This is a genomic window from Gammaproteobacteria bacterium (assembly GCA_024235095.1).
Lineage (GTDB): Bacteria > Pseudomonadota > Gammaproteobacteria > Competibacterales > Competibacteraceae > UBA2383.
Window position 1 is genome coordinate 2295543 of the sequence record JACKNC010000001.1, and the last position, 24424, is coordinate 2319966.

Consider the following 24424-nt stretch of genomic DNA (forward strand, 5'->3'; position numbering starts at 1 on the left):
CTATGTTCTGTTTTGCTGTTTTCTTGAGAAATCGCCCCATGTTCGAGGTCATTCTGTTTGAGCCGGAAATTCCGCCCAATACCGGCAATATTATCCGCTTGTGCGCTAATACTGGGGCCAGGCTCCATCTGATTCAGCCGCTGGGCTTCCGGCTGGAGGATCGCCGGTTACGTCGGGCGGGGCTGGATTATCATGAATGGGCGCGAGTGCGCGAATATCCCGATTTGGCCGAGTGCCTGGCGGCGCTGGGTTCGCCGCGCCTGCTGGCCTTTACGACCCGGAGCGACCGTGCTTACCACAAGATGGTTTACCGGCCCGGCGATGCCTTGCTGTTCGGCCCGGAAACGCGCGGTCTACCCACGGAAATCCTGGAATCTCTCCCCGAAGAGCAGCGTTTGCGCATTCCCATGCTGACCGCAGGACGCAGTTTGAATCTGTCGAATACCGTAGCGATTGCGCTGTACGAAGCGTGGCGGCAGTACGATTTTCCAGGGGCGTGGTGAATTTCTCGCTTATGGGAGAGGATGAGGATGGAAACCCTTGTTGGGTTACGCTGACTAGGCCGGGCAGATGCGGCCAAATCGGATGGTCTTTTGTTGATCAATGATAAAGTATATACTTACTCGTATATATTTTATGGAGATCCTTCATGAGTACTGCCCGTATTTTCAAGTCTGGCAATAGTCAAGCGGTTCGTTTACCCAGAGAATTCCGTTTTAATGCTTCGGAGGTGGAAATTTTCCGTCGAGGCGATGAGTTGGTATTGCGTGAGAAGCGACGCGGCGCGGCTGAAATTCTGGAGATTCTCGAAGCCTTTTCCGCGGATTTCATGGCGGATGGCCGACAGGACACGCTTCCTCAGCAGCGAGAGGCATTGTGAAAAATCTCGTTTATCTGCTGGATTCCGATAGTTGTATTTATCTGATTAAGCAACGCCCGGTTGCCGTGGCGCAGCGGTTGGCGGACTTGCCGTCCGGGCAAGCGGGTATTTCGGTCATCAGCCATGGAGAATTATGGCGGGGGGCATTACGCAGCCAGCAACCGGAACGCAATTTGGCGGCGTTGGCGCAACTGGTTTCGGTATTGCCGGTACAATCTCTGCCGGTCGAAGCCGGAATGGCGTATGGTCAGATTCGCGCTGTGCTCGAAGGCATGGGTACGCCTATCGGCAATAACGACTGCTGGATTGCGGCGCATGCCGTTGCCGCTGAACTGATCCTGGTCACTAACGATATCCGCGAATTTGCGCGAGTCGAGAATTTGCGGTTGGAAAACTGGGTCTCATAGGACCAGAGCCATTCTGCCTGAAGGAACTGAGCTATGCTGGCAAAGCCGATGGCGAAGTAAGGTTCCGGTCGTTCGCCCCGGTCGAGGCTTTCCATGAGGTGGGCGGTGCGCTCAAGGTTTTCTTCGGGTAATTTTCCGACTTTGATATTTGAGAGTACGTTCGTCCATTGCCTAGATTATCTGATATCAGTCACCCGATGATGATTTCGATAAAGCCAGCACCGTAAGCGTCTTTGGTGCGGAAAAGTTCGATAGCTTTCATAGAGTATGTTACATCATAGGAAAATGGCGCTGTTAAGAACCTCGACTAGGGCATCGCCAGTCCGGCTCGATAGTTTGGCGCATTAACCAATGACGCTGTAAAATTTTTCAACTATCCCGCTTGAGCATTAGCGGGATTCGGGGTAGGTCATAGCCTGAACGAAGACAAAAAATATCACAAAAACAATTACTTAAATTTGCATAGTTGCTACTTAAAGACTTAAACTCAGAGCAGACTGTCTAAGTAGGTGTCGAATTTTTTTACAGCCCCGATTCCCTAAATGCTTAAAGAGTCTTATTTAATATAATGATTTATTTAGATTGTCTTCTCCAAGGACTGGATGTTTACTGTCAGAATTTTTTACACTTAGACTGAATATCTCTATAGTTGTTATTTAAGGTATTGATAATATTATTAATTTTTTTTGGAACGGAAAAAGCATAAATTTCAACACTTGAATGATTTGGCTGAGGTAATCTAATGAATACTAAATTTACAAAGCTCGCCGGAGTGCTGGTCTTAAGCGGTATGAGTTTGGCTTGGAGTCAAGGTGCTTTGGCGGTGCCTTCTACGACACCAGCTCCTCCGTGCGCGGTGAATGACGTCAAGTTTGGTGTGTATGACGATTCTACTCCAGCAGTCGAAAATCCAGCAGATGCCTGCTATGGGCCTACCTCAGGAAACGATCCTTGGAATGACCCATTCGGTCTTTATGGTTTTAGCGGCGATCCTTGGTCATTCAGCCTTGCAAAGTGGGATTTCGGTACTGGCTATACAGCGGGTTCTGCAATTACTATAAAAGCTGATACTAATAACGATACCGTCCTAGAGGATATTGGAAATATCGCTTTTACCCTGTCAGACGGAGTCCAAGACCTCGTAAATGGATACAATACTTTTAAACTAAATTGGACATATACGCTGTTTGATCCGAAGACTATAAATATTGGCTATATTCCCGTTACTATGGATCTGAATATCGTTACAAGCCAAGGTAGCGGTTATGCACAATACCTCTTTAGTGACGAAACACTTTCGGCGCAGCTAAACAGTGATCCGATTCTTGGTTATGGCACCGGGTCATTTGAAATTAATTATAAATGTACAGGTAACACTGGTCCACAGGCTGATTGCCAAAGTCAAAGCGATACTAATGCATTCTCTCATCTATCCATCTATGGGCGGAACGTAACAGCGAACACGCCCCCCAACCCAGACTCAGACCCAGACCCAGACCCAGACCCTATTCCCGAACCGGCTAGTCTAGGCTTGCTTGGTCTAGGACTCTTGGCTATGAACGCGATTCGTCGTCGGAAGGTAGTTCGGGGCTGAGTCATTAATTTCTTGTCATGCTTTGTGAAATGATGGCGCCTGATGGCGCCGTTTTCATGTAAGACCCTTCTATCCAAATGCTGGCTTAAGCTGGCTCAATTCCTGCCTCATTATTTTCGATACTCTAAGAAGAAACATTGTCAACTCAAAATTGCAGAATAGAGTCTCTTGCGGAGAAAATTGATGAGCACTAATAGATTATTGAAACCTTCTCTGGGCGTGGGCCTGGGGACACTCTTTTTACTAGCCAGCGGACCAGCTCTTGCGCAGGCTGGCGCCGGGCAAACCTCTGATCTTTTGTTTCGGTTATACAACCTGCCGGACTGGCTGCTGGTTGCCTTGGTCGTGGTTCTGTGCATGGGTCTGTCCTGGCTAGGACTTGCCCTTTATCGCTGGTTTCAACGCGGCGCGGCGGCCCAGCACAATCCCCGCGCCGGTTACTACGCCATCGCTGGCGGCGCGATAGCCGGCATCGTCGTCGCCCTGATAGCGGCTGGACCCTGGCAGAACTATATGTACGACCAGATTACCCGCCTGCCGCCCACCGCCGCCGGACCTTCGGCGAAGGCCCCCCAGGATCTTCTGGAAGAACCAGACGCCGTGGATGCCGGCAAGATTCCCGACAAACCACTCAAGGTGCGCAATGGTCGTGCCCGCCATGCGAAAGTCAGGATGAGCGCTCTTGATGCAGAAACGCTCAACCTCAATCTGTTCGACGACACCCACCTGACCGCTGTTCGCGATCGCGTTGTCGAGAACTTTCAAGGTAGCTCGGTCTTGGCAGCAAACCTATTCCCCTTAGCTTTCAAACGGACCGTTGTCGAGAACTTGCGAGGCGGTTTGGCCTGGGTGGGCCATATCGATGGCGAGAAAAACAGCGAAGTCGTGCTAGCGGCCAAAGGCAATGTCCTCATGGGCACAGTCAGAACACAAGATCGCTTCTTCGAAATCGTTTACGTAAACGGCAACACCCACGCCGTGCGCGAACTCGATCCGAACAAAATACCCGCGCAGTTCGAACCGCAAGAAGCGTTAATCCCTGCCGAAGAAGGCGATAAATCTGCTTCCACCGACTCGGTTACTACCAGCGGCGATATCACGACCAGCACCGGCCAGGTGATCGATATTGCAGTCGTGTACTCGCCCCAAGCGCGCAATAATGCCGGAGGCGCCACGGGCATCGAAACCAAGATCATGAATGCAGTGACCCGGGCCAATCAGGCTTATCTGAACAGCCAGATCGACATGCAGTTGAACCTGGTCTATATGGGCGAGGTCGCCTATACCGAAACCGGCAATATGTCAGATGCCTTGTCCCGTCTGAGAAGCACGACCGATGGCTATATCGACGATGTCCATAGCTTGCGTGACCAATATGCCGCCGATCAGGTGGTGCTGATTAGCGCCGATAGCAACTACTGTGGCATCGCTTACACCATGAACTCGTCCTGGATTTCCACGGCCTTTGCACCCTATGCCTTTGCCGTACTACATGACGATTCCGTTTATAACTGCTTGGGCAGCTACGACAGTTTTGCCCATGAACTCGGACATAATCAAGGCAATGCACATGATCCTGACAGTTCCAGTTCACCAGGCGCTTACCCCGACTCCTACGGCTACCGCATCTGCGGCCTATTTCGCGACATCATGTCCTATAATTGCAGCGGCGAACCACGCATCCCCTACTTCTCTAATCCGGATGTTCTCTACAATGGCCAGCCCATCGGCGTTCCAGGCTTTAACGACACCGCCCGCTCGATGACCGAAACGTCGCCGATCGCCGCCAGTTTCCGGACTCCGGCGAACATGCCAACGGTGCCGGCGACGCCGAGCAACCTGGCGGCAAGTACGGCGACGGCAGACTCGATCCAGGTGACCTGGAACGATGCCGCTACCGACGAAACTGGCTACAAACTACAACGGTCGATGAATGGCGGAACATGGACCGAAATTGCCGCTCTGGGTCAGAATGTGACCAGTTTTACTAACACTGGTCTTAGCGAAGGACAATATGCCTACCGGGCCTACGCCTACAACAGCGTCGGCAATTCCGGCTACTCCAACATGGACTCCGCGACCATCCAGGCGCAGGAACCCATCGCTCCGCCGCCAGCAGACACCACCGCCCCGGTAGTCACGATCGCCGACCCCAAAAATGGCGATCAAGTCAGCAAGAACGTCGCGATCAGCGTCATCGCTACGGATGAAGGTGGGATCAGCATGCTAAGGCTCTACATCGACAATGAACTGGTCAGTGCGACTAATAGCAGCTCCACGACCTATCGTTGGAACACCAACAAGATGTCGGGCAGCCATACCCTCCGCGCCGAAGCCGTCGATACCTCCAACAACGCCAGCAGCACGTCGATCACGGTGTCGATCAAGTAAATCTGGCGTAATCGTTCAGTTCTCCTCACACCAACCCTTCCTCCAAGGGGCTCCTCTCTCCTCTCCTACCGGGAGAGGGGATTTTTGTTTTCCGCACAGGACCGCATGGCATGTCATTATCCAGGCAACTACTGCTCTTGATCTCGGTGCTGTTCCTGCTGATCTTCAGCGGCAATTTCATCGCCAGCGTCAATAAAATTCGCGACTATCTGCAAACTGAAGCCAAGGTCCACGCCCAGAATACCGCTACTTCCCTCGGCCTGTCCCTCAGTCCGCACATCGCCGACCCCCACGACCCAATCCTGGAAACCATGATCAAAGCTATCTATGACATGGGCTATTACCAGGAAATCAAACTCACCGATATCGACGGCAACGCCTTGGTCTTACTGAACGACAGCAAAATTTTCGAGCAGGTGCCCAGAATATTTATCGAACTGCTGCCCATTGAAACCGCGACGGCCATGAGCGAAATCAACTCGGGCTGGAATATCGCCGGCATCGTTTACGTCACCAGCAATCCCGGCTATGCCTACCTCAAGCTTTATCAACAAATCAAAAACAGTTTCTACTACTCCTTCGCCGCCTTCCTCCTGTCTGTAGCGCTCCTGTTTCTGGTGCTGCGCTTCACCCTGCAACCGCTCAAAAAAATCGACCAGCTCGCCAAAACCATCGCCTCGGGAAGATTTGCCCGAATTGAAAAACTGCCCTGGACCCACGAAGTACGCAACGTCGCCCGCTCCATGAACTTCATGGCCGACAAAATCCAGGGCGTCATCGACAACCTGCATCAGAAACTGGAAACGCTCAGCCACAACTTGCTGCTCGACGAACTGACCGGCCTGCACAAAAAAGGCAGCCTGGAAACTGACATGGAGCAACTCCTCGCCACCCAGGAAGACGGCTACCTCTTCTACCTAAAAATTAACGAGTTCGCCGAACTGGCCAGAAACCGGGGCAATGCCGCGACCGACCGCCTCCTGCAAGCGTTCTCGGCCACTCTCAAGGAATGCGCCAGGGCACAACACCCCACAGCCCGCGCCTACCGCTTCTACGGCTCAGAGTTCGCCCTCCTGATGCCCGGCCTGCGCGCACCCGACGTAGAACCGGCCGCCCACGCGCTCCAGCACCAGATTAACGAACTCGGCGCGCAATATCGGCACACCGACATCGTCCACATCGGCATCGCGCCGCTCAACCCCCAGGGCAGCCCCACTGGCATCCTGGCCGCCGCCAACGACGCCTACGAACAGGCCACACTCATCGGCGCTAACAGCTACTTCATCCGCCCTAGCAATGAACAGGGCAAAAGCGACGAGGAATGGCGCGATCTGGTGTTCGACATCATCGACCGCCAGCGCTACCAAGTGTCCTATGTCGGTCCGGTCGAAGACTTACACAGCGGCGGCATTATCATGGAAGAAGCTTTTACCCAAGCCCGCGACGAGGCCGATCAACCCATCCCCATCGGCGTTTTCGTCGCCATCGCCGAAAAATTCAACAAAATCGTCGAACTCGACCAAGGCGTAACCCGCAAGGTCACTGAACATATTATCGAAGGCTCGCTAATCCACGGCATCATCGTCAACCTGTCTATGACGACCCTGAAAAACGCCGACTTCCGTTTCTGGCTCATCGATTTCCTGCGCCAGAACGCCCTACTGGCCAACCAGTTGGTCTTTAGCGTCACTGCCTACGCCGCGGCCAAGGACATCGAACTGTTCAAAAACTTCACCGACTTTGTTCGCCAACATGGGGCGCGCATTATGCTCAAACGCTACGACGCGCAATTCATTTCCGTGGAAGCCCTCAAGTCCCTGAAACCCGACTACATCCGTCTGACTCGCGAGCTGACGGTCGGCATCAGCACGGAAAACGGCAAAAAAGCCCTGGTCGAGGCCATCAAGGAAGTCGGCGAATTACTCGATATTTTCGTTATCGCCGAAGACGTTCAGACCAAAAGCGACTTCGATGTGGTGAAAGAAATTGGTCTCCCTGGAGCGATTATTAATCTTCGTAAATAACTCTGTTTTCTCTTGAAACTTAAAAATTAAAACTCATAAAAATCAGAAAGATTAACGCATTGCTAATACTGCCAAAGCAATTATGGGTAGCCCTGCTGTCCTGTTCCATGTTTACCCTGGCTTCGGCGGCGCTGGAAATCGGGCCGGAACTGTTTGCGCGCATTGAAAAAAAATACGGCGCACCCGCCGGCGAGCGAATCAGGAGCTGGCAACAGCTCATTACAGCGTCGAAGAATCTGCCGGAAGAAGAGAAACTCAAAGTCGTCAATGATTTCTTTAATCAGCTGGAATTCGTTGATGACCTGAAAAAATGGGGCGCCGAGGACTATTGGGCCACGCCACTGGAATTCATAGCTGTGAATGGCGGCGATTGCGAGGATTTTTCCATCGCCAAATATTTCACTCTGCTGGAAATAGGCGTTCCGGAAGAAAAACTGCGCATCACTTATGTCAAGGCATTGCAATATAATCAAGCACACATGGTGCTCACATATTTTTCTTCGCCGCAGACCACGCCCTCGGTGCTGGATAATCTGAATCCGCACATCCTGCCGGCCACCCAGCGCAAGGATTTATTGCCTGTTTACAGCTTCAATGGCGCTGGCCTGTGGCTCGCTAAATCCATTGGTAGCGGCAAGTCGATAGGGAGTCCGGAGCGCCTGAATCTTTGGCAGGATCTTAAAGCGCGAATGCAATCAAAAACAGGTGATATCCATATCAAATAGCGTGCTAGCGCAACGCAAGGTATGCCGCTTCGATCTCGTGGGCGAGTTATGCAGATCAACGCTCCACGATAAAGTTCGTAACCGGCGTTGCCTTGCGGGGTTGGGCTATACCCTTGAAGACTTTCTCCTGGTTATTGCGAATCAATCGGACTTGAAAGGGTGTTGGCCGAGGTTGCTGTTCATCCTTGCGCGGCGCGTAACGGACAATAATCCGATACACGCCTGGCGTTGCCCGGCCCGCTGGCCAGAACGCATTTTCCACTGGACGATTGCTCAAACTGTCACGGGCGGTGTTGGCATCCACATCCAAGGCGCCGCCACATTCCCGAGGATTCTGGTAGTCCATCATTTCACCCGACGGACACAACACGACCAGATCCAGATCGGCATTACCGTTCCACAGCAGCGTCGCGGTAATTTCGCCAGTCGCCGCGCCAGTGGCGGACAGACGGTTAGTAAACTCCTGACGCTCCTCGGGCGTGGGGTCGGACTGCGCCAATTCGACGGACGGTTGGGGCATTGGGACACTTAAAGGAGTTCCAGTGACTCCTACGGCGCTTACGGCAGGCCGAGAACCTTGCAACTCTTCTTCCAGGGTCCGCACTGGGGATGCTACCGGCGCTGGAGGCAGCGATGCGGCGCTCGCAGGCGCTCGGCTCCCGTCTAACGGACGATTGGCGTTGTTTGGCAGAAGCGTAGCCACGCCAGACCGAGCTTCAGGATTGGACGGAACAGGCGTAGTCACAGGTTCCTGATCTGACACGCTGTTTGGTTTCAGGGCAGTTACAACTTCTTTCATTGAAACGGGTGGCTTGACGTCAGTTTCTGAAAGGGAGGTCTCGGGCGCGGTTTGCGCTTCGTCCCGAGAAGTTGATTCCGCAGCGATAACACGGTCATTGCCCAGTGCTGCAACCGTGGGCAACCGAGAAGTTGATTCCGCAGCGATAACACGGTCATTGCCCAGTGCTGCAACCGTGGGCAACGTGGAGGCGCGCAACATCTGTTCTGTTTGCCCGGCCTGCTTCATCGCAGCATCAGGGGGGACGTCCGGCACTGCTTGCGCCGATTCGTCGATCAGCGGCGGCGTGGGAGTTTGGTTCGAAACCCAGAGAAAAATTCCCAGGGCAAGCAATATGGCCAGCACGGCCAGGCCCCAGAAATATCGAGAATGAGTTGCGATATAACGCGGCTCATCCGATTGTGGCGCGGCTGGAGAGGGATTCGATTTGAGGAGTGAAGGCGGTGGCTCGTCATCGGGCTCTAGCATCGGTTCTTCAGACGGCTTTCGGGGTTCGGAAATCGGCGGCGGTGCGGCGCTGGACGCCAGTTCAGGTATCGCAATGTCCGGCATGGCTACAGCCTGGAAGGTTTCAGCGGGTAGCGGCGGCCTAGGCGAACGGCGGCCCGTTCCGCCCATTTCCCAAGGGCGGTCGGTGGTAAAACCCCAGTGCGCCAACATCGGACGATCCCCAAGTAAAAAGATGTCGGTTTCCGTTGGCGATGATCCAAGGGCAGCCTTAAGCATCGCCCCCAGTTGCATTCGCTGAGGATCGCCGGAAGTTGTGTAACGCTCCGCCAGTTCCTGCCCGCGTTGCAGTTGCGCCTGGACCTGAGCCAGAATCGGCGGGCGCTGCTCTTCGGGCAAATCGCTTAACACGATGGGCTTACACTCAGGATCACCCTCGGTATACCAGTCAATCCGATCATGAGCGCGATCCACTACCGGTTCCGCTAAAAAATGCGCGGCGTCAGGTCCCAGTTCGTTAGCCAGCACTGCCTGGATTTGTGGGTAAAGCGTATGCAGCGGTTGGCCGAAACCACCCATTTCCCGTACTCGGTCAAACGAACCACTGCTGAGAAGAATTTGCTCGATCATGGGTTGCCGCGCCTCGCGGACTTTGAGAAATTGATATCCGTGGCGCCATCTATGGCGCAGAAGCTTTCTCCATCATTGCCGGAGAAGGTTCGGCGACGGACTCCGGTTCATCCAGCGTAATCGAGAATCCGCCGCCGCCCAAGGTTAGATCGAGACCATATTGCAGATTCTGTAAGTAGAGCATGACGCCCTTGCCGTTGCGCAACAGGGCGCTGCCTCCACCATGAACCAGGGTCAGTCCCCCCTCGACTACGGCATAGTTTCCAGAAAAATCAGTAATCTCCTGCAATCCATAAACCTGGCCGAGAGCGTTGACCCGGCTAACCCCTAAAGTGGCGACCTTCAGGCCGGAAACCGAGAAGGGGTATTGCCGTTCCTGGAAAAGCAAGGTTCCTTTGCCCTGGCTGTAACCCAATAAGAGGCCGAACGAGGTGCTGGAAAATTCCAGGCGCGCATCCGGCGGTTTATCCTGGGCCAGCGTCATATTCGTTCCAATCATGAGCATCAGCGTCAAAACCATCGCAGTGAATCGCATCAATTTTCTCCCTCAAGTCATAAAAACAGGGTTCAGGCTGCCGGAGTCATTCGGTACGGCCATTCTTGCCGATTCAGCAATATTTTTTCCAATTCGCGAGTGAGATCAATCTTCGAGTCGCCGCTTTTGGCCGAATCCCGCGAACAGGAGTCCAGCGACCAGATCCCAACTTTCTCATTGAGATTGACTTCCTTCCACTTAGGATGACCAGTTTGCTGCAGCGCGTCGAGATTGGCGCGGATCGCTTGGCCCAGCTTCGCCAATTGTTGGCAGCGTTGCGCGAAGTAGGCGCTGTGCTTGCCGGAAAAGTCAAAGCTCATCAGCACCGCTTTCACCGCAATCGTTGGCGTTTCACGATCCAACCATTCGTAATCCGACGGCCCAATCCGGGTGGCCACATATTCACGCAACATTTTGGGATCATCAAGCGGTACGAAATGGACATTCGCCAGCATCGCTGCAAATTCCGGTTTATTAATCAGATTACCTACTTTGGTGAACAGACTGACCGGCTTGCCGGCTACGTAAAACATCGCATCCGCCTCGCCCTTGAGAACGGCGGTCACCCCCGACAACGGCGCAATTTGCAGCAATTCCGCCGGCTTGACTCCGGTCAACTGTAAAAGGTTGATGGCGGTCAACCAGTTCCCACTACCTTCCTCACCGACGACGACTCGCTTACCCTGGAGATCGCCAAAAGATTGAATGGACTTGTTGGCAAACAAGTGGATTTCTTCATTGTAAAAAGGAAAAATCAAACGCAACCGCCCGGCGAGTTGGCGCATTTCCGGATTTTCGGAGCGACTCAGGAAACCCAGCACATCGGATTGCACAATCCCCAGCGCGGCATTTTCCTTGCTGTTCATGCGCCGGATATTGTCGATGGAACCCTTGGAGTCCTTCACCAGAATATCCAGACCCACTGTTTTCGCAACTCCGGCAATATCATTGCCAAATTGAATGTAGGTGCCGGTCTTGGAACCCGTGACCATGCCGACCGGTTGCGTGTTGACGTCAGCAGCCATGGCCAGCGTTCCAACGATCAGATTGAGCAGTAACAGCAGACGGCCAATGAGCAAACGATTCATAAAGATAAGGACTCCTGGAACGGGGAACAGCGAGTAGTGGGCAGTAATTTCCTGAAGCCTGATTTTCTCACACTCTCAAGGCGTTTTTCGACGTAACCGCTGCTCCAACTCTTGTGTGGTCGAATCGAATTGTGAGCTTAATTCTTCCTCCAGACTATGTTTGGAATCGGGGCGTGGCTTTGCCGTCGGCACAGGTTCCGGCGCAGGCGTGGGTTCCGGCGCAGGCGTGGGTTCCGGCGCAGGCGTGGGTTCCGGCGCAGGCGTAGGCTCTGGCGCAGGCGTCAGTTTCAAAGGTTCCCTCTGGATATCTACGGAATGCTCCGCAGGTTGGATCGCGAAGGCCGGCGCGGTGGCGTCACGCTGACCAAACCACCACCATCCGGTTACGCCCACCGCCGCCAGCACCGCTGCGGCGGCCAAGCCAGGGAACAGCCATCCGGTTTTACCGCGTGGCTTCCTGCTCCCATCTGCTGTACCCGGCGGTGGCGCGACTGGCAGGGGAGAGGGCGCTGGCGTGGAGGGCGGCAAAGGCGTAGCGGGTGACGGTGGCGACTGAGACGGGCGAAATTCCTTCACCAGTACTTCCGGCGCGCCGGTTGGCTTGCCAAAAACCCGTTCCTCGCTGCCTAAAGGTGTTGAGACAATTCGCCCATCCACTCGCCGGGTGGGTGTGGCGTCCCTGATCGCATCAGGATCCAAGGAAGACCGTTTGGATTCATGCGCTTTTATGCGGGTCGGCAGTTCCTCTCCTTCTGGGGGCGAGGACAAGGGGGGAACTGGACGAGTCGTTTCATCATCGTCCACATACTCCAGGCCGCAACCTAGCTCGGGGATCGGTAGATCGGGGATAGGCAGATCGACGTTTCGCATTTCCGGCAACGCAGATTCTGACACAGTTTTTGGACGCAGTTTAGGACGGGAACCCACGCGAGCGCCGCTTACTACGAGCCGTCGAGTCGTGGTTGCCATGTCTTCTTCGATCGCCAATTCCAAAGGCCAGACGAAAGTCACAGCAACGGTTTCATTCAATCCCTCACCGCGCACCGCTAGCTGGTAAGGCATGTTTTCCAACTGAAACGCCAGATCGGGATTGATCACGAATTTCAGAGAGTCACCGTCGTACCAAGCCTCTTCCGGTTGCAGCCAACATTCCGCGCCTTGCCAACCGTCTGTCCCAAGATGATTAGCGGCAAAACCATGGCGGTTAAGGGCGAATACGAAGGTCTCAAGAGTATGTGGCAGGCCATCAATTGTCACAATAGCATGCCCGAGTGGGCGATGGGGATCCTCCGAGACGCGAACCGCAAGCGTGGACATCGTCAATCTCCATAAGTCCGGACAAACAACGGGAAACCGGGGATTCGGTTCCCAAACCTTGTCTAATTGTAGGTTACTAGCCCGGTTTTTGCTGTAAGCAGACCTGCCGGTTTATTGATCCTTATAAGCTTTAATCAAGTCCAATATTATTGTATTAGACTCGTAAGCGTTCACCTCCCCCCTTTGGAAAAAGGGGCCGGGGGAGATTACGCACGAGCGACAGGGCCAAAATCCCCCCTCACCCCCCTTTGCTAAAGGGGGGGACTGAACGGTTACTTAGAGTCCAATTCGGGATAAGAACAGCGATGCCGGATTCGCCAAACATTAGTAATTATGCTGAAATACAAACACACCTTCACATTTCATTTATGAGGTCGTCCATGTCTTCGCCAACGCAACGCCCTGCTTCGCCTGATCTACCCACGGGGACGTTGCCGCAGGCGACTGACCCAGCGACCCCGCAGCATAAGGTTAATTCCGGTGAATCGCCCACCGTTCGCCTGGAAACCGCGTCCGTCGATTCCCAGGCAACTCTGCCTACTGTTCGCCTGGAATCAGCGCCCAATAAACCGCTTTCCGCCAACGATACCGGTTTGGAAATCGCCAAATTTCTGGTTGAAGACGGAATCATTACCGATCAGCAGTTGGCCTACGCGATGCGGGTGCGCGCCAAACTTTCCACGGAAAAACCCTTGCTTGGCGTTCTCAATGAAATTGGTTATGTCAGCCTGGAGCAACAGCGCAATACACTGCGCAAGCATCGGATTTTGGTGCGAATTGGCGCTTTGCTGGTGGAGCTGGGTTTCCTGCGGGAACAGGATCTGCGAGCCGCTCTGGCGTTGCAGCGAGAGTCTGGAAAAGGCAAGAAACTGGGCGATATCCTCCTGGAAAACCACTTTATCGAGGAAAACAAGCTGATTGATGTATTGGCTGATCAACTGGGGTTCCCCCAGGTCAAGCCCGACTTGAGCGACGTCGACCGCAAGTTGATGGAGAAAGCCAATCCCAACTGGTTTCTGCAACGTCATTTTCTGCCGCTGCACGTCAAGGATAACCAGGTTCTGGTCGCTTTTGCCGACCCTCTCGACCAACGCGCCCGTCGGGAAGCCGAGCGGCTTTTCGGATCTGACCTGACGCCATTGATTGCCAGCAAGCGGATTATTCGCGAAACGATCGAAGCGTATCAGCGGCATTACCAAGTATCGACAAGACCGACGATTCAAACTGATGATACTAGCCAGGTCATTGAACTGGTCAATACCATGTTGCTGGATGCGGTCCAGACCCAGGTCAGCGACATTCACATCGAACCGATGAAGAATGATCTGCGCATCCGGTTTCGCTGCGATGGCGTCCTGGGCGGTTACAAAACCATTAATAAGAAACTGGCCTCGGCGTTCATTAATCGCATCAAGATTCTGAGCAGAGCGGATATTGCCGAACGGCGGCGTCACCAGGACGGCCATATTACTTTCGAAGATCCGAATACCGGGCGAAATATTGATGTCCGGGTTTCCATCTATATCACGGTCTACGGTGAAAAAATCGTTCTGCGTCTACTGCGCAAGACCCAGTTGGTGCCATTGGATCAGCTTAATATGTTTCCGCGTACCCTGAATCATTTCTATGAGGATGCGCTTGAGTTGCCCAGCGGTATTATCCTCATCACCGGCCCCACCGGCACCGGCAAAACCACCACGCTCTACAGCGCCGTGAATTATCTGAATAGCATTGATCGTTGCGTGACCACCGCGGAAGACCCGGTAGAATTCGTCATTGAAGGCATCGCGCAATGTTCGCTCAATCCAAAAATCGATCTGACCTTTGAGACAACCCTGCCGCATATCATGCGTCAGGATCCGGACGTGATTGTTCTGGGTGAAATTCGTGACCGCTTCTCGGCGGAAGCCGCGATCCAGGCGGCGCTGACCGGCCACAAGGTGCTCACGACCTTCCATACCGAAGACAGCACTGGTGCTTTGTTGCGGCTGATGAATATGAATATTGAAACCTTCCTGATTGCCTCGACTGTAGTCGCCGTGCTAGCCCAGCGGTTGTTGCGCCGGGTTTGTCCCCATTGCGCCGAACTCTATCAGCCCAACTCCGGTGAACTGCAACGCTTAGGCTACAAGTATCATGATCTGAAGGGAACCAATTTCCAGCAGGGAAAAGGTTGTCCGGCCTGCCGGCACACCGGCTACCGAGGCCGCATCGGGATTTTTGAGTTGCTTATTCTGAATATCGCCGTCAAGGACGCTATGCTCCAGAAAAGCACGGCTCATGACATTCGCCGGATTTGCCTGGAGGAAGCGGGCATGGTGACCCTGCTGGAGGATGGTTTGGCCAAGGCGGCCCGGGGCGAAACCACCCTGACCGAAGCGTTCCGTTATTTGCCGCGTCTTGAAAAGCCTCGACCGCTGGCGGAAATCAAGCGCCTGGTAGGAATTACATGAAAATCAATCAACAGCGAAACAGCAGCACACGCATTGATGGGTGAGAATGAACACATGGCCCAGCATTCACTGCAAGACATGATCATCCAAGCGCTGATCACGGATACGCTGCAATTGCCGGCTTTCCCGGCGGTCGCGATGAAATTGCAAAAAGCCTTGCACGATGGCAACGTCCGGGTCGCTGACCTTGAAAAAATGATTATCGGCGACCAGGCGTTGGCCAGCCAAATCCTGCGCGTCGCCAATTCATCGTTCTACAAGGGATTGCAGCGAATTAACACCATTCAGAAGGCAATTATTCGTCTCGGCATCCGCAAGGTGGCCATGCTGGCGATGGCGGTTTCGCAACGCAGCCTCTATCTTACCCGCAGTCCACTATTGAGCCATTACATGGAGAAACTCTGGCAGCACGCTTTTGCTTCGGCCCTGAGCAGTCAATGGCTGGCCTATCACAGCGGCTGTAAACAACAGGCCGATGATGCGTTCATGGCCGGTTTGCTGCATAACATCGGCCAATTGGCGATTCTGCGCGTGATCGACGAGCTGTCGGCTACAAAACAGCTGACCGGCGCTCAAATGCAGAAAAATCTGGTGGAAGAATTGTTGGATAGCAACATGCATAATGCCCAAGGTTATGTGCTCATGAAGCGCTGGAACCTGCCCAATGAATACTGCGTTGTGGTCCGCGATCATCATAAGGAGCCTTACGATAGCGACAATATGTTGCTGGTCATTGTCCGCCTGGCCGATCAGGCTTGTGAAAGACTGGGAATCGGCCTGCATGCGGATCCAAATATTGCATTGGCCGCGTTGCCAGAGGCGCACACCCTGGGTTTGGGGGAAATTGCATTGGCTGAGGTAGAAATTTTACTTGAAGATAGTGTGATCATAGCGGGTTAAGTTCAACGGGGGCTTGAAAATCCCCTGCTCTTGTTAGAACAAATGCCTATACTCAAACCATAAAACGACTACGGTTGACTCTGACCCTTTGGTGCTTTTGTCATGACCGAACTAACCCTCCGTGAAGCTGAAATCACCCGCGCCAGCCTGCTGAACCGCACCATGTACAATCTCCGTGAAGCCTGGCGGGAAATGGCCGACTGGCGCGAAGGGCTGTTTTCAGCCGCCCCTGGCCCCAGCCTTCCCGAAAAGGACGCGGAAGCGCTGAGAGTCCAGATGCGGGACTGTCTGGAGGCGCGGGGCGGCGAGGTATCCGCCCGGGCGCGGGCTGCTAATCTGGGGCGCGCTTATCTGTCGCTAAATGCCCAAGGCCGACAGCGGTTTCTGCAAATTCTGGCGACTGAATTCGATATTGACCGCAAGGCGGTCGACAAAGCCGTCGCCGCCGTGCAACAGGCCGGGGATGACAGCAGGGAGCGCGCTAAAGCGGAGCGGGCGTTGCGTCAGGCGTTGCAACCGCCGAGAGTGCGGTTGCTGGCGCAGCTCAACGCTCTGCCCGAGGGATTCCTGTTTCTGGTCGATCTGCGCGAAGAATTGTTGAGCTGGAGCCGGGATGACCTGGCGCTGGCCGCGCTGGAACGGGATTTATTGTCGTTGCTGACCTCCTGGTTTGATGTCGGGTTCCTGGAACTGCGGCGTATTACCTGGGATTCGCCGGCCTCGTTGCTGGAGAAAATGATTGCCTATGAAGCCGTGCATCCGATCACCGGCTGGGGTGATCTGAAAAACCGGCTCAGTTCCGATCGGCGCTGCTTCGCCTTCTTTCATCCGCGCATGGCCAGTGAACCGCTGATCATCGTCCAGGTCGCGCTGGTGAATGGCATTGCCGACAATGTGCAAACCTTGCTGGATGAGACTGCGCCAGTGCTCGATCCACACATTACGGACACCGCCATTTTCTATTCAATCTCCAACGCCCACGATGGCCTGAGCGGGATCAGCTTCGGCAATTTCCTGATTAAGCGGGTGGTGGATGAACTGGCCAGTGAGTTCAAAAACCTCAAGACCTTTGCGACTCTATCACCCATTCCCGGGTTCCAGCGCTGGCTGGATCGCAAGTTGAGCGACTCGGACCAGGATGTGGAAGCGGAATGGTTGACCGCCACGGAACGCAAGGCGCTGGCCAGCGCGGCGGGAACCGGCAAGGAGCCGGCTTCTCTGAAAACCCTCCTGCAAACCCCGGACTGGTCGCAAAAACCGGAGCTGGTCAAGGCGCTCAAGCACCCGCTAATGCGGTTATGCGCGCGTTATCTGGTCAAGGAGAAGCGCGATAGCCTCACCGTTCTGGACCCGGTGGCCCGCTTTCATCTGGCTAATGGCGCCCGCATTGAGCGGCTCAACTGGTCAGGTGATACCTCGACCAAGGGCCTGGCTCAGTCCGCGGGCATGATGGTGAACTATCTGTACAAGCTTAACGATATTGAAGCCAATCATGAAGCGTATCGTGGCGAGGGCAAGGTCACGACTTCGTCGGTCATTCGTTCGTTGCTGAAAACCTGATTGTGGGTCGCTAGAACTTGACAGGCCGCTTGGCCAGCTTGCGTTGCAAGGTGCGGCGGTGCATCCCCAGTTGCCGGGCGGTCGCCGAGATATTGCCGTCGTTTTCACATAGCACCCGCTGAATATGCTCCCATTCCAGGCGATTCACACTCAGAGGACGCAGGTTGACCGAAGCGGCAGGATTGCCACGGGTCGATGCGAAGGCGGCTAAAACCTGATCGGCGTCCGCCGGTTTCGCCAGGTAATTCACGGCACCAAGTTTAATAGCTTCCACAGCGGTAGCGATGCTGGCGTAGCCGGTGAGCACCACGACGCGGGTCATGGAATCCAGCGCCAGCAGTTGCGGAATGAGGCTGAGACCTGAATCGCCGGCCAGGTTGAGATCGACCACCGCATAGTCCGGCGTCGTCCCTTGCGCCAATTGCAGGGCCGCTGCACAATCGTGAGCCGTTGCCACGGTAAAGCCCCGTCGCCTTAGCGCCAGTCCCAACACCCGGCAAAATGTGGCGTCATCGTCCACTAGCAGCAGGCAGGCAGGCTCAGACGGCGTGGTCCGGGATTCTATCGGCTCCATCAGGCGATGCCCATTCGCACCGGCAGGTCAATACGAGTGCAGATTCCACCTTGTGGATGGTTTAGTAAACTCACCTGTCCTCCCAGGCGCTCCAGCGCCGCATTCGCCAACAGTAACCCAATGCCAGCGCCGCCGTTCTTAGTGGAGAAAAAGGCTTCGCCAGCGCGGTCTTCCGCCTCTTCCGACAGACCCGGTCCCTGGTCGCGGATTTCGATGATAACGCGCTGCTGATTCCAGCGCCCGGTCAAGTCCACCCCGGTAGGGCAGGCGTCAGCCGCATTATTGAGCAAACTGATCAAGGTCTGGCCGATGGTCTGCGGCGCGGTGATAGCGGGGAGCGGGGGCGCACCGGCGCAACTGACCCGCAGCGGCACCTGGGGACGGAGCAACTGCCAGCGGTTGCGAGTGCGTTCCAGCAGCACATCCAGCGTCTGCGCGGCCTCGCGGTCAGACGCCAGATCGGCGCTGCGCAGCAAATCGCCAAGAATGGATTTGCACACTTCCACTTGCTGACGCAGGGTGCGTAAATCCTCCCTGAGCGGCAGGTCTTCCTCGCCATGCAACAGTTCCAGTTCCCGCGCCAGTATGGCGATGGTCGATAACGGGGTGCCCAGTTCATGAGCCGCGCCCGCCGCGAACATGCCCAGGGTCAGGATTTGCTCATCGCGCAACGCGCGTTCACGCAGTTGCGCCACCTGACGATCCCGGTTTCGCAGGGCCATCGCCAGTCGCGCGACGAAACCGGCAATCAGCAAGGCGCTGATGACAAACACCAGCCACATTCCCCACAGATGGGTCTCAAAGCCGGAGCCATGACCGCTGAGCGCGCCGGGCAGCGGTAAATGGTAAAACATCAATGCGGTGTAGATCACTACAGTAACGGCGGCAGTCGCCCAGACCTGCCCAGCGGGCAATAAGGCGGCGGCGATGACCAGTGGCAACAATAACAGTGAAACGAACGGATTGCTCGCGCCACCGCTGAAAAATAACAGCAAGGCCAGCGCTAGCGCATCGAATTGCAGGTAGGCGAACAGTTCCCAGGCAGTCACTGGCTTCTCGCGCCGGGCACTGCGGTGCAACGCGACGAACGCCAGCAGCGCCCACCCGAGAAACAGCGCTACCGGCCATCCTGGCATCGGCGCGGGCGGCGTCAAACCGAACCGCAGCCATAACAACATGATGCCCGGTCCCAGCACCACCAGGATGCGCAACAACAAGAGCCGTCTCAAATCTTCCATTTATTCAGTTCCGTTCATGCGGCAACAACGACCGTTGATAATTGGCGAGTGTGACAATATGCCGCATTCCTCATTAATCCATGATTGCATAGGATGCGCTGACTGTTTCATGCAATGGCAGCGACCGTTGCTATCCTGGAGATGACCCGGATGCCTGATATTTACCGACCCCTTCCCTTGCATCGTTTGGAAACCGGCGCTCAATACTTCCACCCCCAACAGCAATGGCCTATTGCTGTGACTCTCGACGATCCCGCCCAATGCGTCATGACCGATCTTGGCCAAGTGACCGCCTGTACCGTTGAACGAACCACATTGCTTAAGAAAGCATTGGAAATCATGATCAAGCGGCGGGTGCGAATGCTACTGGTGCGTAATGCGGACCAGCAGATCATCGGCGTACTCACCAGCCGCGACCTGGAAAGCGACCGGCCCCACCGGATTCTGACGAAAGCAGGCGGAAGTTGGGACGATTTACGGGTTGCCGACATCATGACGCTCAGACCAAAAATACAAGTTCTCCAGATACAGGATGTATTACAAGCACGGATAGGAGATATCATCGCCACCTTGCGGCAAGTCAATCGCCAACATGCGCTGGTCGTGGACACCGATCCCGAAACCGGCGTCCAGGCAGTGCGCGGTATCTTTTCGTTATCGCAGATTGCCCGACAGCTCGGCTTGACCATTGACCCCGCCCGGCGCCCGACGACATACACTGAATTTGCGCAAGCAGGCGGCGCATTATAGCGGTCACTTCTCGCATCAATCCGATAACCGGTTCTGTCGGTTCGCGCCAGCGAGAAATTCGTCATTAAAAGTCGGTTAGCAGGTGAAACTCCCCGACATAAGGCGTTTCACCGATCACAGCGACCGTGACCCGCCAATCCCGCCGTCCTGCTGAACAAACCGGCAAAATCGCCTGTCCCCGCCAGGTCTTTTCCGCCTGTCGACGTAGATCGAAACGGTTAAAGCCCATATCCATGTCCTGCATGGCGAAAGACACTGTGACTTTTTCAGCCTTAGAGGCGTCTTCTCCGCCAAGGTCAACCTGCACCGGAAATGCAGTCAAGGGTTGGATGCGATCTCCCAGGCCAAGCGTCACGGTCAATGCCGTATCCTTCACCAGACATGTTTTGCCCACCGGATTGCAGGCAGGATCAGCGTTTAAAACGATAGCATGAGTAGGAACAGGCTGTAGCTCCTGTTTCAAGCGGGGATAAAGCAGGCTTGCCAAGCTGCCCAACAAGAAAAACCCGGTCATAGTCCCGACCATTATCAGCCCGTCTCGCCGGGTCATCTTCATTAATTATCGCTTCATTGATCGCCAATTTGAATTGTAGCGGTTTTCCCGGTTCCGTGGATGCGACAATTTGTCGCATTCTCATACTGCTCCCAGCGATTTAGCATAAAAAGATGACCCCAGGCGGCGTGCTTGGCGAATCCATTTCATGGTGAATTGACTCAGGAGAATCCCTGCATGATTGATCCACGCAACCGGCGTTCATTACCTGCGCTGCGCAACGCTCTGATGGTCGGCGTCATTGGAGCGCTGGCGGCAGGCTGCGGCGGCGATGACGATGACGACAGTTCGTCGGCAGTGCGCCGCGCAGCGATCCAGTTCCAGGGCCAGGTTAACGGTCAGGACTTCGTTTGTGGGGCGACCTATGAAAACGTCGGCATCGGCCAACCTGGAACCTACCAGGTAACGGACTGGCGCTTCTACGTCCACGATGTGGAGTTGGTCAAGGCCGATGGCGCGCGGCGGACGCTCGATCTGGATCAGGACGGGGTCTGGCAATATGAAAACGTCGCCTTGTTGGATCTGCGCCGGGATTGCGGCAGCGGGGCGTTGCCGAGCAACGCTGAGCTGGTGGGCGCCGTATCTAACGAAAACTACACCGGCATCTGTTTCAAGGTCGGCGTACCCTACGCGCTGAACCATGTCAATGACGCCACGGCGCCTTCGCCTCTGAACAATTCCGGGATGCTGTGGAACTGGCGCGGCGGACGCAAGTTTATCCGGGTCGATGGCATGGGCGCGCCCGGCGACGGCGATAACGCTGTAGCTTTCGTCATACATCTGGGCAGCACCGAATGTCCTGGCCCTGATCCTAACTCGCCCCCTACCGCCGCCTGCGGTTATCCGAACGTCGCCGAGTTCTGCCTGGATAACTTCGACGCCGATCAAGATCGCATTGTCATGGATATGGGCGCGGCGCTGGAGGCATCCGATGTAGCGTTCAACACCCCCGATACAGCATCAGGTTGCATGTCTGGCAACGCCGATCCCGAGTGTATCGCCATCATACCGCGCCTGAATCTGGACTTCACCTATGTCGCCGGGGCGGGAGCAACGCCCGAGCAATATCCCAAAGTGGTCCCCCAGCGGCTGTTCCGCGTGCATAAACCATGAACTGGAGGTTGGGCGGTATCCTAGCGCTAGGTCTGGCGCTGGCGGTTGGGGGCAGCGCTGCGGTCGCTCAGGATCACCAGTCGCCCGCAGCGGCGCGAGCCAATCCTGCTCGTTCCACCTACGTGTGGTCCTTGCCAAAGGGTTTTCCAAAACCTCGGATGTTTAAGAAAAACCGACTTTCCGAGGCTAAGGTGGAATTGGGACGCCATTTGTTCTACGACCCGCGAATGTCGATCAATCAGACCATGGCCTGTGCTTCTTGCCATCAGCCGGCGCGGGCATTCAGCGATGGCCGCGTTACCGCGATCGGCGCTACCGGCGAGGCGCATCCACGCAACGCCATGAGTTTGACCAACGTGGTCTACAATGCCGCGTTCAATTGGGCTAACCCAGTCCTCACTAAACTTCATGTGCAAGCGTTGATCCCGATATTCGGCGAATTTCCGGTGGAACTCGGTTGGAGTGATCACGAAATGGAGATTCTGGATCGTTTTCGCCATGACGCTCTGTATCAAAAACTATTTGCCGAAGCCTATCCGGGTGAAACCGACCCCTTCAATGCGGGCCAGGTCGCCAAGGCTATCGCCGCTTTTGAATCCATCCTGATTTCGGGCAACTCACCTTTTGACCAGGCGACTTTTCAGGGCAATCGCGACGCCATGAGCGAAGCCGCGCGACGCGGGCAGGAGTTGTTTTTTTCCGAACGCATGGAGTGCTTTCACTGTCACGGCGGTTTCAATTTCACCCAGTCTGTGAGTCATTCCGGCACAACGATCTCCCAAGCAGAGTTTCATAATAATGGTCTCTACAATATCGGCGGTACAGGTGACTATCCACTAGACAATCGGGGACTGTGGGAATTTACCCAACGACCTGCGGACATGGGACGGTTTCGCGCCCCGACTTTGCGCAATATTGAACTCACCGCGCCTTACATGCATGACGGATCTATCGCTACTCTGGAAGAAGTGATCGATCACTACGCCCGTGGTGGACGGTTGATCAGCGAAGGACCATTGGCAGGGGACGGCGCCCGGAGTCCCTTTAGGAGCGAACTGATTGTGGGCTTCTCTCTGACTCCTCAGGAAAAGCAGGATGTTATCGAATTTCTCAAGAGCCTGACGGACTGGGAATTTCTCTGCGATACGCGCTTTGCTGACCCCTTTGGCAATTTCGAACGCCATCCCCGCTGCTATTGATCATTCTGGAACTCAATACCCATGTTTAACCTCCGCTCGCTAATTTCATCGCATCTATCCTTTCGGACGAACTGCCGCTCTAGCATTGCGGCGCCCTGTCGGGTAGCAGGAATCATTTTGGCTTTCGCTCTGCTCATGCCATTGCCGCATAATCCGCTCACCTTACCCGCAGCTTATGCCCATCATGGCGGCGGTGGTGCAGGCAGCGGCGGTAGCGGCAGCGGTAAGGGTGGTGACGGTGTCCAATCGGCAAAGCCGGGGGTTATTCGCGCAGTACCCGACGATGGTTACGGCAAAGCCGGACGTGGCAGTACGGGCCTTAAACCATGAAAAAGCGACCATCACGGGGCATGTGGTTGTTTTGGGCGCCGATCTGGGTTCTTGGGGGCTGCGCGAGCATCAATACACCAGCCCCGATCAATACAAATGGAGGAGACAGTTATGGGGCGGTGGCCTACGCGCCCAGTACTCAGGACTGGGTTTTACGCTGGCGGGTCATTAAGCCAGAGCGGGCGCGGCAACGGGCATTAGCGGACTGCGCTGTCGCCGATTGCCAAGTCATCCTGGAGTTTGGGCCGGGACAGTGCGGTACGCTTGCCTTGGGTCCAACAAGTTTTGGAGCAGGTCAGGGCGATACCCCAGCCGTCGCCGAGGCAATGGCGCTGGATGAATGCGGCCGTCAGGAGCAGAGTTGCCGAGTTGTTCCTGCGGAGTGCAATCGTTGAGAAACTCTATGCTCCAGCGCGCCTCTATCGGTTCCAGAAAATGGAACTTGCAACGGTTTTCCTTTCTCGTCGTGTTTTTATTGATGAGTTGGCCGGTTTGGGTGAACGCTCATGGCTATAAACTGAGCGATATAACGATTACTCATCCTTGGGCTACGCCTACTCACGGGAGCGCCGACGGCAGGGGTTATCTGGCGCTAAGAAACAAGGGCCACAAGTCGGATCAGTTGCTTTCCGCCACAACAGAGGTGGCTGCACGGGTTGAGCTGTACCGTGCAATTCAGGACCATGGCGCGCTGAAAATACATTCAGTCGACGCTCTTGAAATTCCCGCAGGAAAAACCGTCCGCCTGGAGCCAGGTAAATCGCATCTGATGTTGGTCGGTCTGAAAAAACCACTGCAGGACGGACAACACTTTCCTGTTGTTCTCCGGTTCCACCATGCTGGAACCATCACCGTGGACATGTTCGTGCAGCTTAATGCTGATGAATCGATCTACTGACGTTCAGCCACGAACGCCA

Annotated in this window: 23 protein-coding genes; 16 read left to right on the forward strand and 7 right to left on the reverse strand. The window is 55.0% G+C overall.

The genetic code is table 11. The annotated features are described in order from the left end of the window. The first annotated feature begins 38 nt into the window (after positions 1-38). The 7 genes from H6973_10225 to H6973_10255 all read left to right on the forward strand — a co-directional run bounded on the left by H6973_10225 (position 39) and on the right by H6973_10255 (position 8021). Complete coding sequence (locus H6973_10225) at positions 39-503, forward strand: tRNA (cytidine(34)-2'-O)-methyltransferase (protein MCP5125985.1); 465 nt, start codon at positions 39-41, stop codon at positions 501-503. A 146-nt stretch (positions 504-649) separates the two neighbouring features. Further along, the gene (locus H6973_10230; protein MCP5125986.1) at positions 650-880 is read left to right on the forward strand and encodes an AbrB/MazE/SpoVT family DNA-binding domain-containing protein; all 231 of its coding nucleotides are present in this window, start codon (positions 650-652) and stop codon (positions 878-880) included. Continuing rightward, complete coding sequence (locus H6973_10235) at positions 877-1287, forward strand: type II toxin-antitoxin system VapC family toxin (protein MCP5125987.1); 411 nt, start codon at positions 877-879, stop codon at positions 1285-1287. The genes H6973_10230 and H6973_10235 overlap by 4 nt, the downstream gene beginning before the upstream one ends. A gap of 742 nt (positions 1288-2029) precedes the next feature. After that, positions 2030-2881, forward strand: a complete 852-nt coding sequence (locus H6973_10240; GenBank protein ID MCP5125988.1) for a PEP-CTERM sorting domain-containing protein — start codon at positions 2030-2032, stop codon at positions 2879-2881. Positions 2882-3064: 183 nt separating this feature from the next. Beyond that, positions 3065-5272: a fibronectin type III domain-containing protein gene (locus tag H6973_10245; protein MCP5125989.1), complete on the forward strand. Its 2208-nt coding sequence runs from the start codon at positions 3065-3067 to the stop codon at positions 5270-5272. A 110-nt stretch (positions 5273-5382) separates the two neighbouring features. Then, positions 5383-7296, forward strand: coding sequence for an EAL domain-containing protein (locus tag H6973_10250; protein MCP5125990.1), 1914 nt, complete (start codon positions 5383-5385; stop codon positions 7294-7296). Between the two features lie 107 nt (positions 7297-7403). Then, positions 7404-8021, forward strand: a complete 618-nt coding sequence (locus H6973_10255) for a transglutaminase-like cysteine peptidase (GenBank protein MCP5125991.1) — start codon at positions 7404-7406, stop codon at positions 8019-8021. A gap of 55 nt (positions 8022-8076) precedes the next feature. On the opposite strand, the gene H6973_10260 is transcribed toward H6973_10255, so the two are convergent. The 4 genes from H6973_10260 to H6973_10275 form a co-directional block, all read right to left on the reverse strand. Continuing rightward, positions 8077-9897, reverse strand: a complete 1821-nt coding sequence (locus H6973_10260; protein MCP5125992.1) for a hypothetical protein — start codon at positions 9895-9897, stop codon at positions 8077-8079. 49 nt (positions 9898-9946) lie between these two features. Beyond that, positions 9947-10432, reverse strand: a complete 486-nt coding sequence (locus H6973_10265) for a hypothetical protein (GenBank protein ID MCP5125993.1) — start codon at positions 10430-10432, stop codon at positions 9947-9949. Between the two features lie 32 nt (positions 10433-10464). Next, complete coding sequence (locus tag H6973_10270; GenBank protein MCP5125994.1) at positions 10465-11520, reverse strand: TAXI family TRAP transporter solute-binding subunit; 1056 nt, start codon at positions 11518-11520, stop codon at positions 10465-10467. A 75-nt stretch (positions 11521-11595) separates the two neighbouring features. Then, positions 11596-12837 (reverse strand): hypothetical protein, encoded by a 1242-nt coding sequence (locus tag H6973_10275; GenBank protein ID MCP5125995.1) that lies wholly within the window; start codon positions 12835-12837, stop codon positions 11596-11598. A 380-nt stretch (positions 12838-13217) separates the two neighbouring features. On the opposite strand from H6973_10275, the gene tadA reads away from it, so the two are divergent. The 3 genes from tadA (at position 13218) to H6973_10290 (ending at position 17750) form a co-directional block, all read left to right on the forward strand. Further along, on the forward strand, positions 13218-15290 hold the full coding sequence (gene tadA, locus H6973_10280; protein MCP5125996.1) for a Flp pilus assembly complex ATPase component TadA: 2073 nt from the start codon (positions 13218-13220) through the stop codon (positions 15288-15290). A 54-nt stretch (positions 15291-15344) separates the two neighbouring features. After that, a complete protein-coding gene (locus H6973_10285; GenBank protein MCP5125997.1) occupies positions 15345-16190 on the forward strand; it encodes an HDOD domain-containing protein in 846 nt (281 codons plus the stop codon). Between the two features lie 102 nt (positions 16191-16292). Beyond that, positions 16293-17750, forward strand: coding sequence for a malonyl-CoA decarboxylase (locus tag H6973_10290; protein MCP5125998.1), 1458 nt, complete (start codon positions 16293-16295; stop codon positions 17748-17750). A gap of 10 nt (positions 17751-17760) precedes the next feature. On the opposite strand, the gene H6973_10295 is transcribed toward H6973_10290, so the two are convergent. Next, positions 17761-18324: a response regulator transcription factor gene (locus H6973_10295; GenBank protein ID MCP5125999.1), complete on the reverse strand. Its 564-nt coding sequence runs from the start codon at positions 18322-18324 to the stop codon at positions 17761-17763. Then, complete coding sequence (locus H6973_10300) at positions 18324-19562, reverse strand: HAMP domain-containing histidine kinase (protein MCP5126000.1); 1239 nt, start codon at positions 19560-19562, stop codon at positions 18324-18326. The genes H6973_10295 and H6973_10300 overlap by 1 nt, the downstream gene beginning before the upstream one ends. A 150-nt stretch (positions 19563-19712) precedes the next feature. Here H6973_10300 and H6973_10305 point away from each other — a divergent pair, with 150 nt between their 5' ends. Further along, positions 19713-20312 carry a CBS domain-containing protein gene (locus tag H6973_10305; protein MCP5126001.1) on the forward strand — a complete coding sequence of 200 codons (600 nt, stop codon included), beginning with the start codon at positions 19713-19715 and terminating at the stop codon, positions 20310-20312. Positions 20313-20376: 64 nt separating this feature from the next. Here the strand turns inward: H6973_10305 and H6973_10310 are convergent, their stop codons facing one another. After that, positions 20377-20868 carry a hypothetical protein gene (locus H6973_10310; GenBank protein MCP5126002.1) on the reverse strand — a complete coding sequence of 164 codons (492 nt, stop codon included), beginning with the start codon at positions 20866-20868 and terminating at the stop codon, positions 20377-20379. Positions 20869-21042: 174 nt separating this feature from the next. Here H6973_10310 and H6973_10315 point away from each other — a divergent pair, with 174 nt between their 5' ends. The 5 genes from H6973_10315 (at position 21043) to H6973_10335 (ending at position 24405) form a co-directional block, all read left to right on the forward strand. Continuing rightward, complete coding sequence (locus H6973_10315; protein ID MCP5126003.1) at positions 21043-21978, forward strand: metallo-mystery pair system four-Cys motif protein; 936 nt, start codon at positions 21043-21045, stop codon at positions 21976-21978. Continuing rightward, the gene (locus tag H6973_10320) at positions 21975-23177 is read left to right on the forward strand and encodes a di-heme enzyme (protein MCP5126004.1); all 1203 of its coding nucleotides are present in this window, start codon (positions 21975-21977) and stop codon (positions 23175-23177) included. The genes H6973_10315 and H6973_10320 overlap by 4 nt, the downstream gene beginning before the upstream one ends. 117 nt (positions 23178-23294) lie before the next feature. Continuing rightward, positions 23295-23507, forward strand: coding sequence for a hypothetical protein (locus tag H6973_10325; protein ID MCP5126005.1), 213 nt, complete (start codon positions 23295-23297; stop codon positions 23505-23507). Positions 23508-23626: 119 nt separating this feature from the next. Further along, positions 23627-23902, forward strand: coding sequence for a DUF4189 domain-containing protein (locus H6973_10330; GenBank protein MCP5126006.1), 276 nt, complete (start codon positions 23627-23629; stop codon positions 23900-23902). A gap of 8 nt (positions 23903-23910) precedes the next feature. Next, positions 23911-24405 carry a copper chaperone PCu(A)C gene (locus H6973_10335; protein ID MCP5126007.1) on the forward strand — a complete coding sequence of 165 codons (495 nt, stop codon included), beginning with the start codon at positions 23911-23913 and terminating at the stop codon, positions 24403-24405. Positions 24406-24424 lie beyond the last annotated feature (19 nt).

What these genes read in the sequence shown, in the direction of transcription:
- H6973_10225 (MCP5125985.1), top strand. Translation starts at nt 39, where the DNA reads ATGTTCGAGGTCATTCTGTTTGAGCCGGAAATTCCGCCCAATACCGGC.
- H6973_10230 (MCP5125986.1), top strand. Translation starts at nt 650, where the DNA reads ATGAGTACTGCCCGTATTTTCAAGTCTGGCAATAGTCAAGCGGTTCGT.
- H6973_10240 (MCP5125988.1), top strand. Translation starts at nt 2,030, where the DNA reads ATGAATACTAAATTTACAAAGCTCGCCGGAGTGCTGGTCTTAAGCGGT.
- H6973_10245 (MCP5125989.1), top strand. Translation starts at nt 3,065, where the DNA reads ATGAGCACTAATAGATTATTGAAACCTTCTCTGGGCGTGGGCCTGGGG.
- H6973_10250 (MCP5125990.1), top strand. Translation starts at nt 5,383, where the DNA reads ATGTCATTATCCAGGCAACTACTGCTCTTGATCTCGGTGCTGTTCCTG.
- H6973_10255 (MCP5125991.1), top strand. Translation starts at nt 7,404, where the DNA reads ATGTTTACCCTGGCTTCGGCGGCGCTGGAAATCGGGCCGGAACTGTTT.
- H6973_10260 (MCP5125992.1), bottom strand. Translation starts at nt 9,897, where the DNA reads ATGATCGAGCAAATTCTTCTCAGCAGTGGTTCGTTTGACCGAGTACGG.
- H6973_10265 (MCP5125993.1), bottom strand. Translation starts at nt 10,432, where the DNA reads ATGCGATTCACTGCGATGGTTTTGACGCTGATGCTCATGATTGGAACG.
- H6973_10270 (MCP5125994.1), bottom strand. Translation starts at nt 11,520, where the DNA reads ATGAATCGTTTGCTCATTGGCCGTCTGCTGTTACTGCTCAATCTGATC.
- H6973_10275 (MCP5125995.1), bottom strand. Translation starts at nt 12,837, where the DNA reads ATGTCCACGCTTGCGGTTCGCGTCTCGGAGGATCCCCATCGCCCACTC.
- tadA (MCP5125996.1), top strand. Translation starts at nt 13,218, where the DNA reads ATGTCTTCGCCAACGCAACGCCCTGCTTCGCCTGATCTACCCACGGGG.
- H6973_10285 (MCP5125997.1), top strand. Translation starts at nt 15,345, where the DNA reads ATGGCCCAGCATTCACTGCAAGACATGATCATCCAAGCGCTGATCACG.
- H6973_10290 (MCP5125998.1), top strand. Translation starts at nt 16,293, where the DNA reads ATGACCGAACTAACCCTCCGTGAAGCTGAAATCACCCGCGCCAGCCTG.
- H6973_10295 (MCP5125999.1), bottom strand. Translation starts at nt 18,324, where the DNA reads ATGGAGCCGATAGAATCCCGGACCACGCCGTCTGAGCCTGCCTGCCTG.
- H6973_10300 (MCP5126000.1), bottom strand. Translation starts at nt 19,562, where the DNA reads ATGGAAGATTTGAGACGGCTCTTGTTGTTGCGCATCCTGGTGGTGCTG.
- H6973_10305 (MCP5126001.1), top strand. Translation starts at nt 19,713, where the DNA reads ATGCCTGATATTTACCGACCCCTTCCCTTGCATCGTTTGGAAACCGGC.
- H6973_10310 (MCP5126002.1), bottom strand. Translation starts at nt 20,868, where the DNA reads ATGAAGATGACCCGGCGAGACGGGCTGATAATGGTCGGGACTATGACC.
- H6973_10315 (MCP5126003.1), top strand. Translation starts at nt 21,043, where the DNA reads ATGATTGATCCACGCAACCGGCGTTCATTACCTGCGCTGCGCAACGCT.
- H6973_10320 (MCP5126004.1), top strand. Translation starts at nt 21,975, where the DNA reads ATGAACTGGAGGTTGGGCGGTATCCTAGCGCTAGGTCTGGCGCTGGCG.
- H6973_10335 (MCP5126007.1), top strand. Translation starts at nt 23,911, where the DNA reads ATGCTCCAGCGCGCCTCTATCGGTTCCAGAAAATGGAACTTGCAACGG.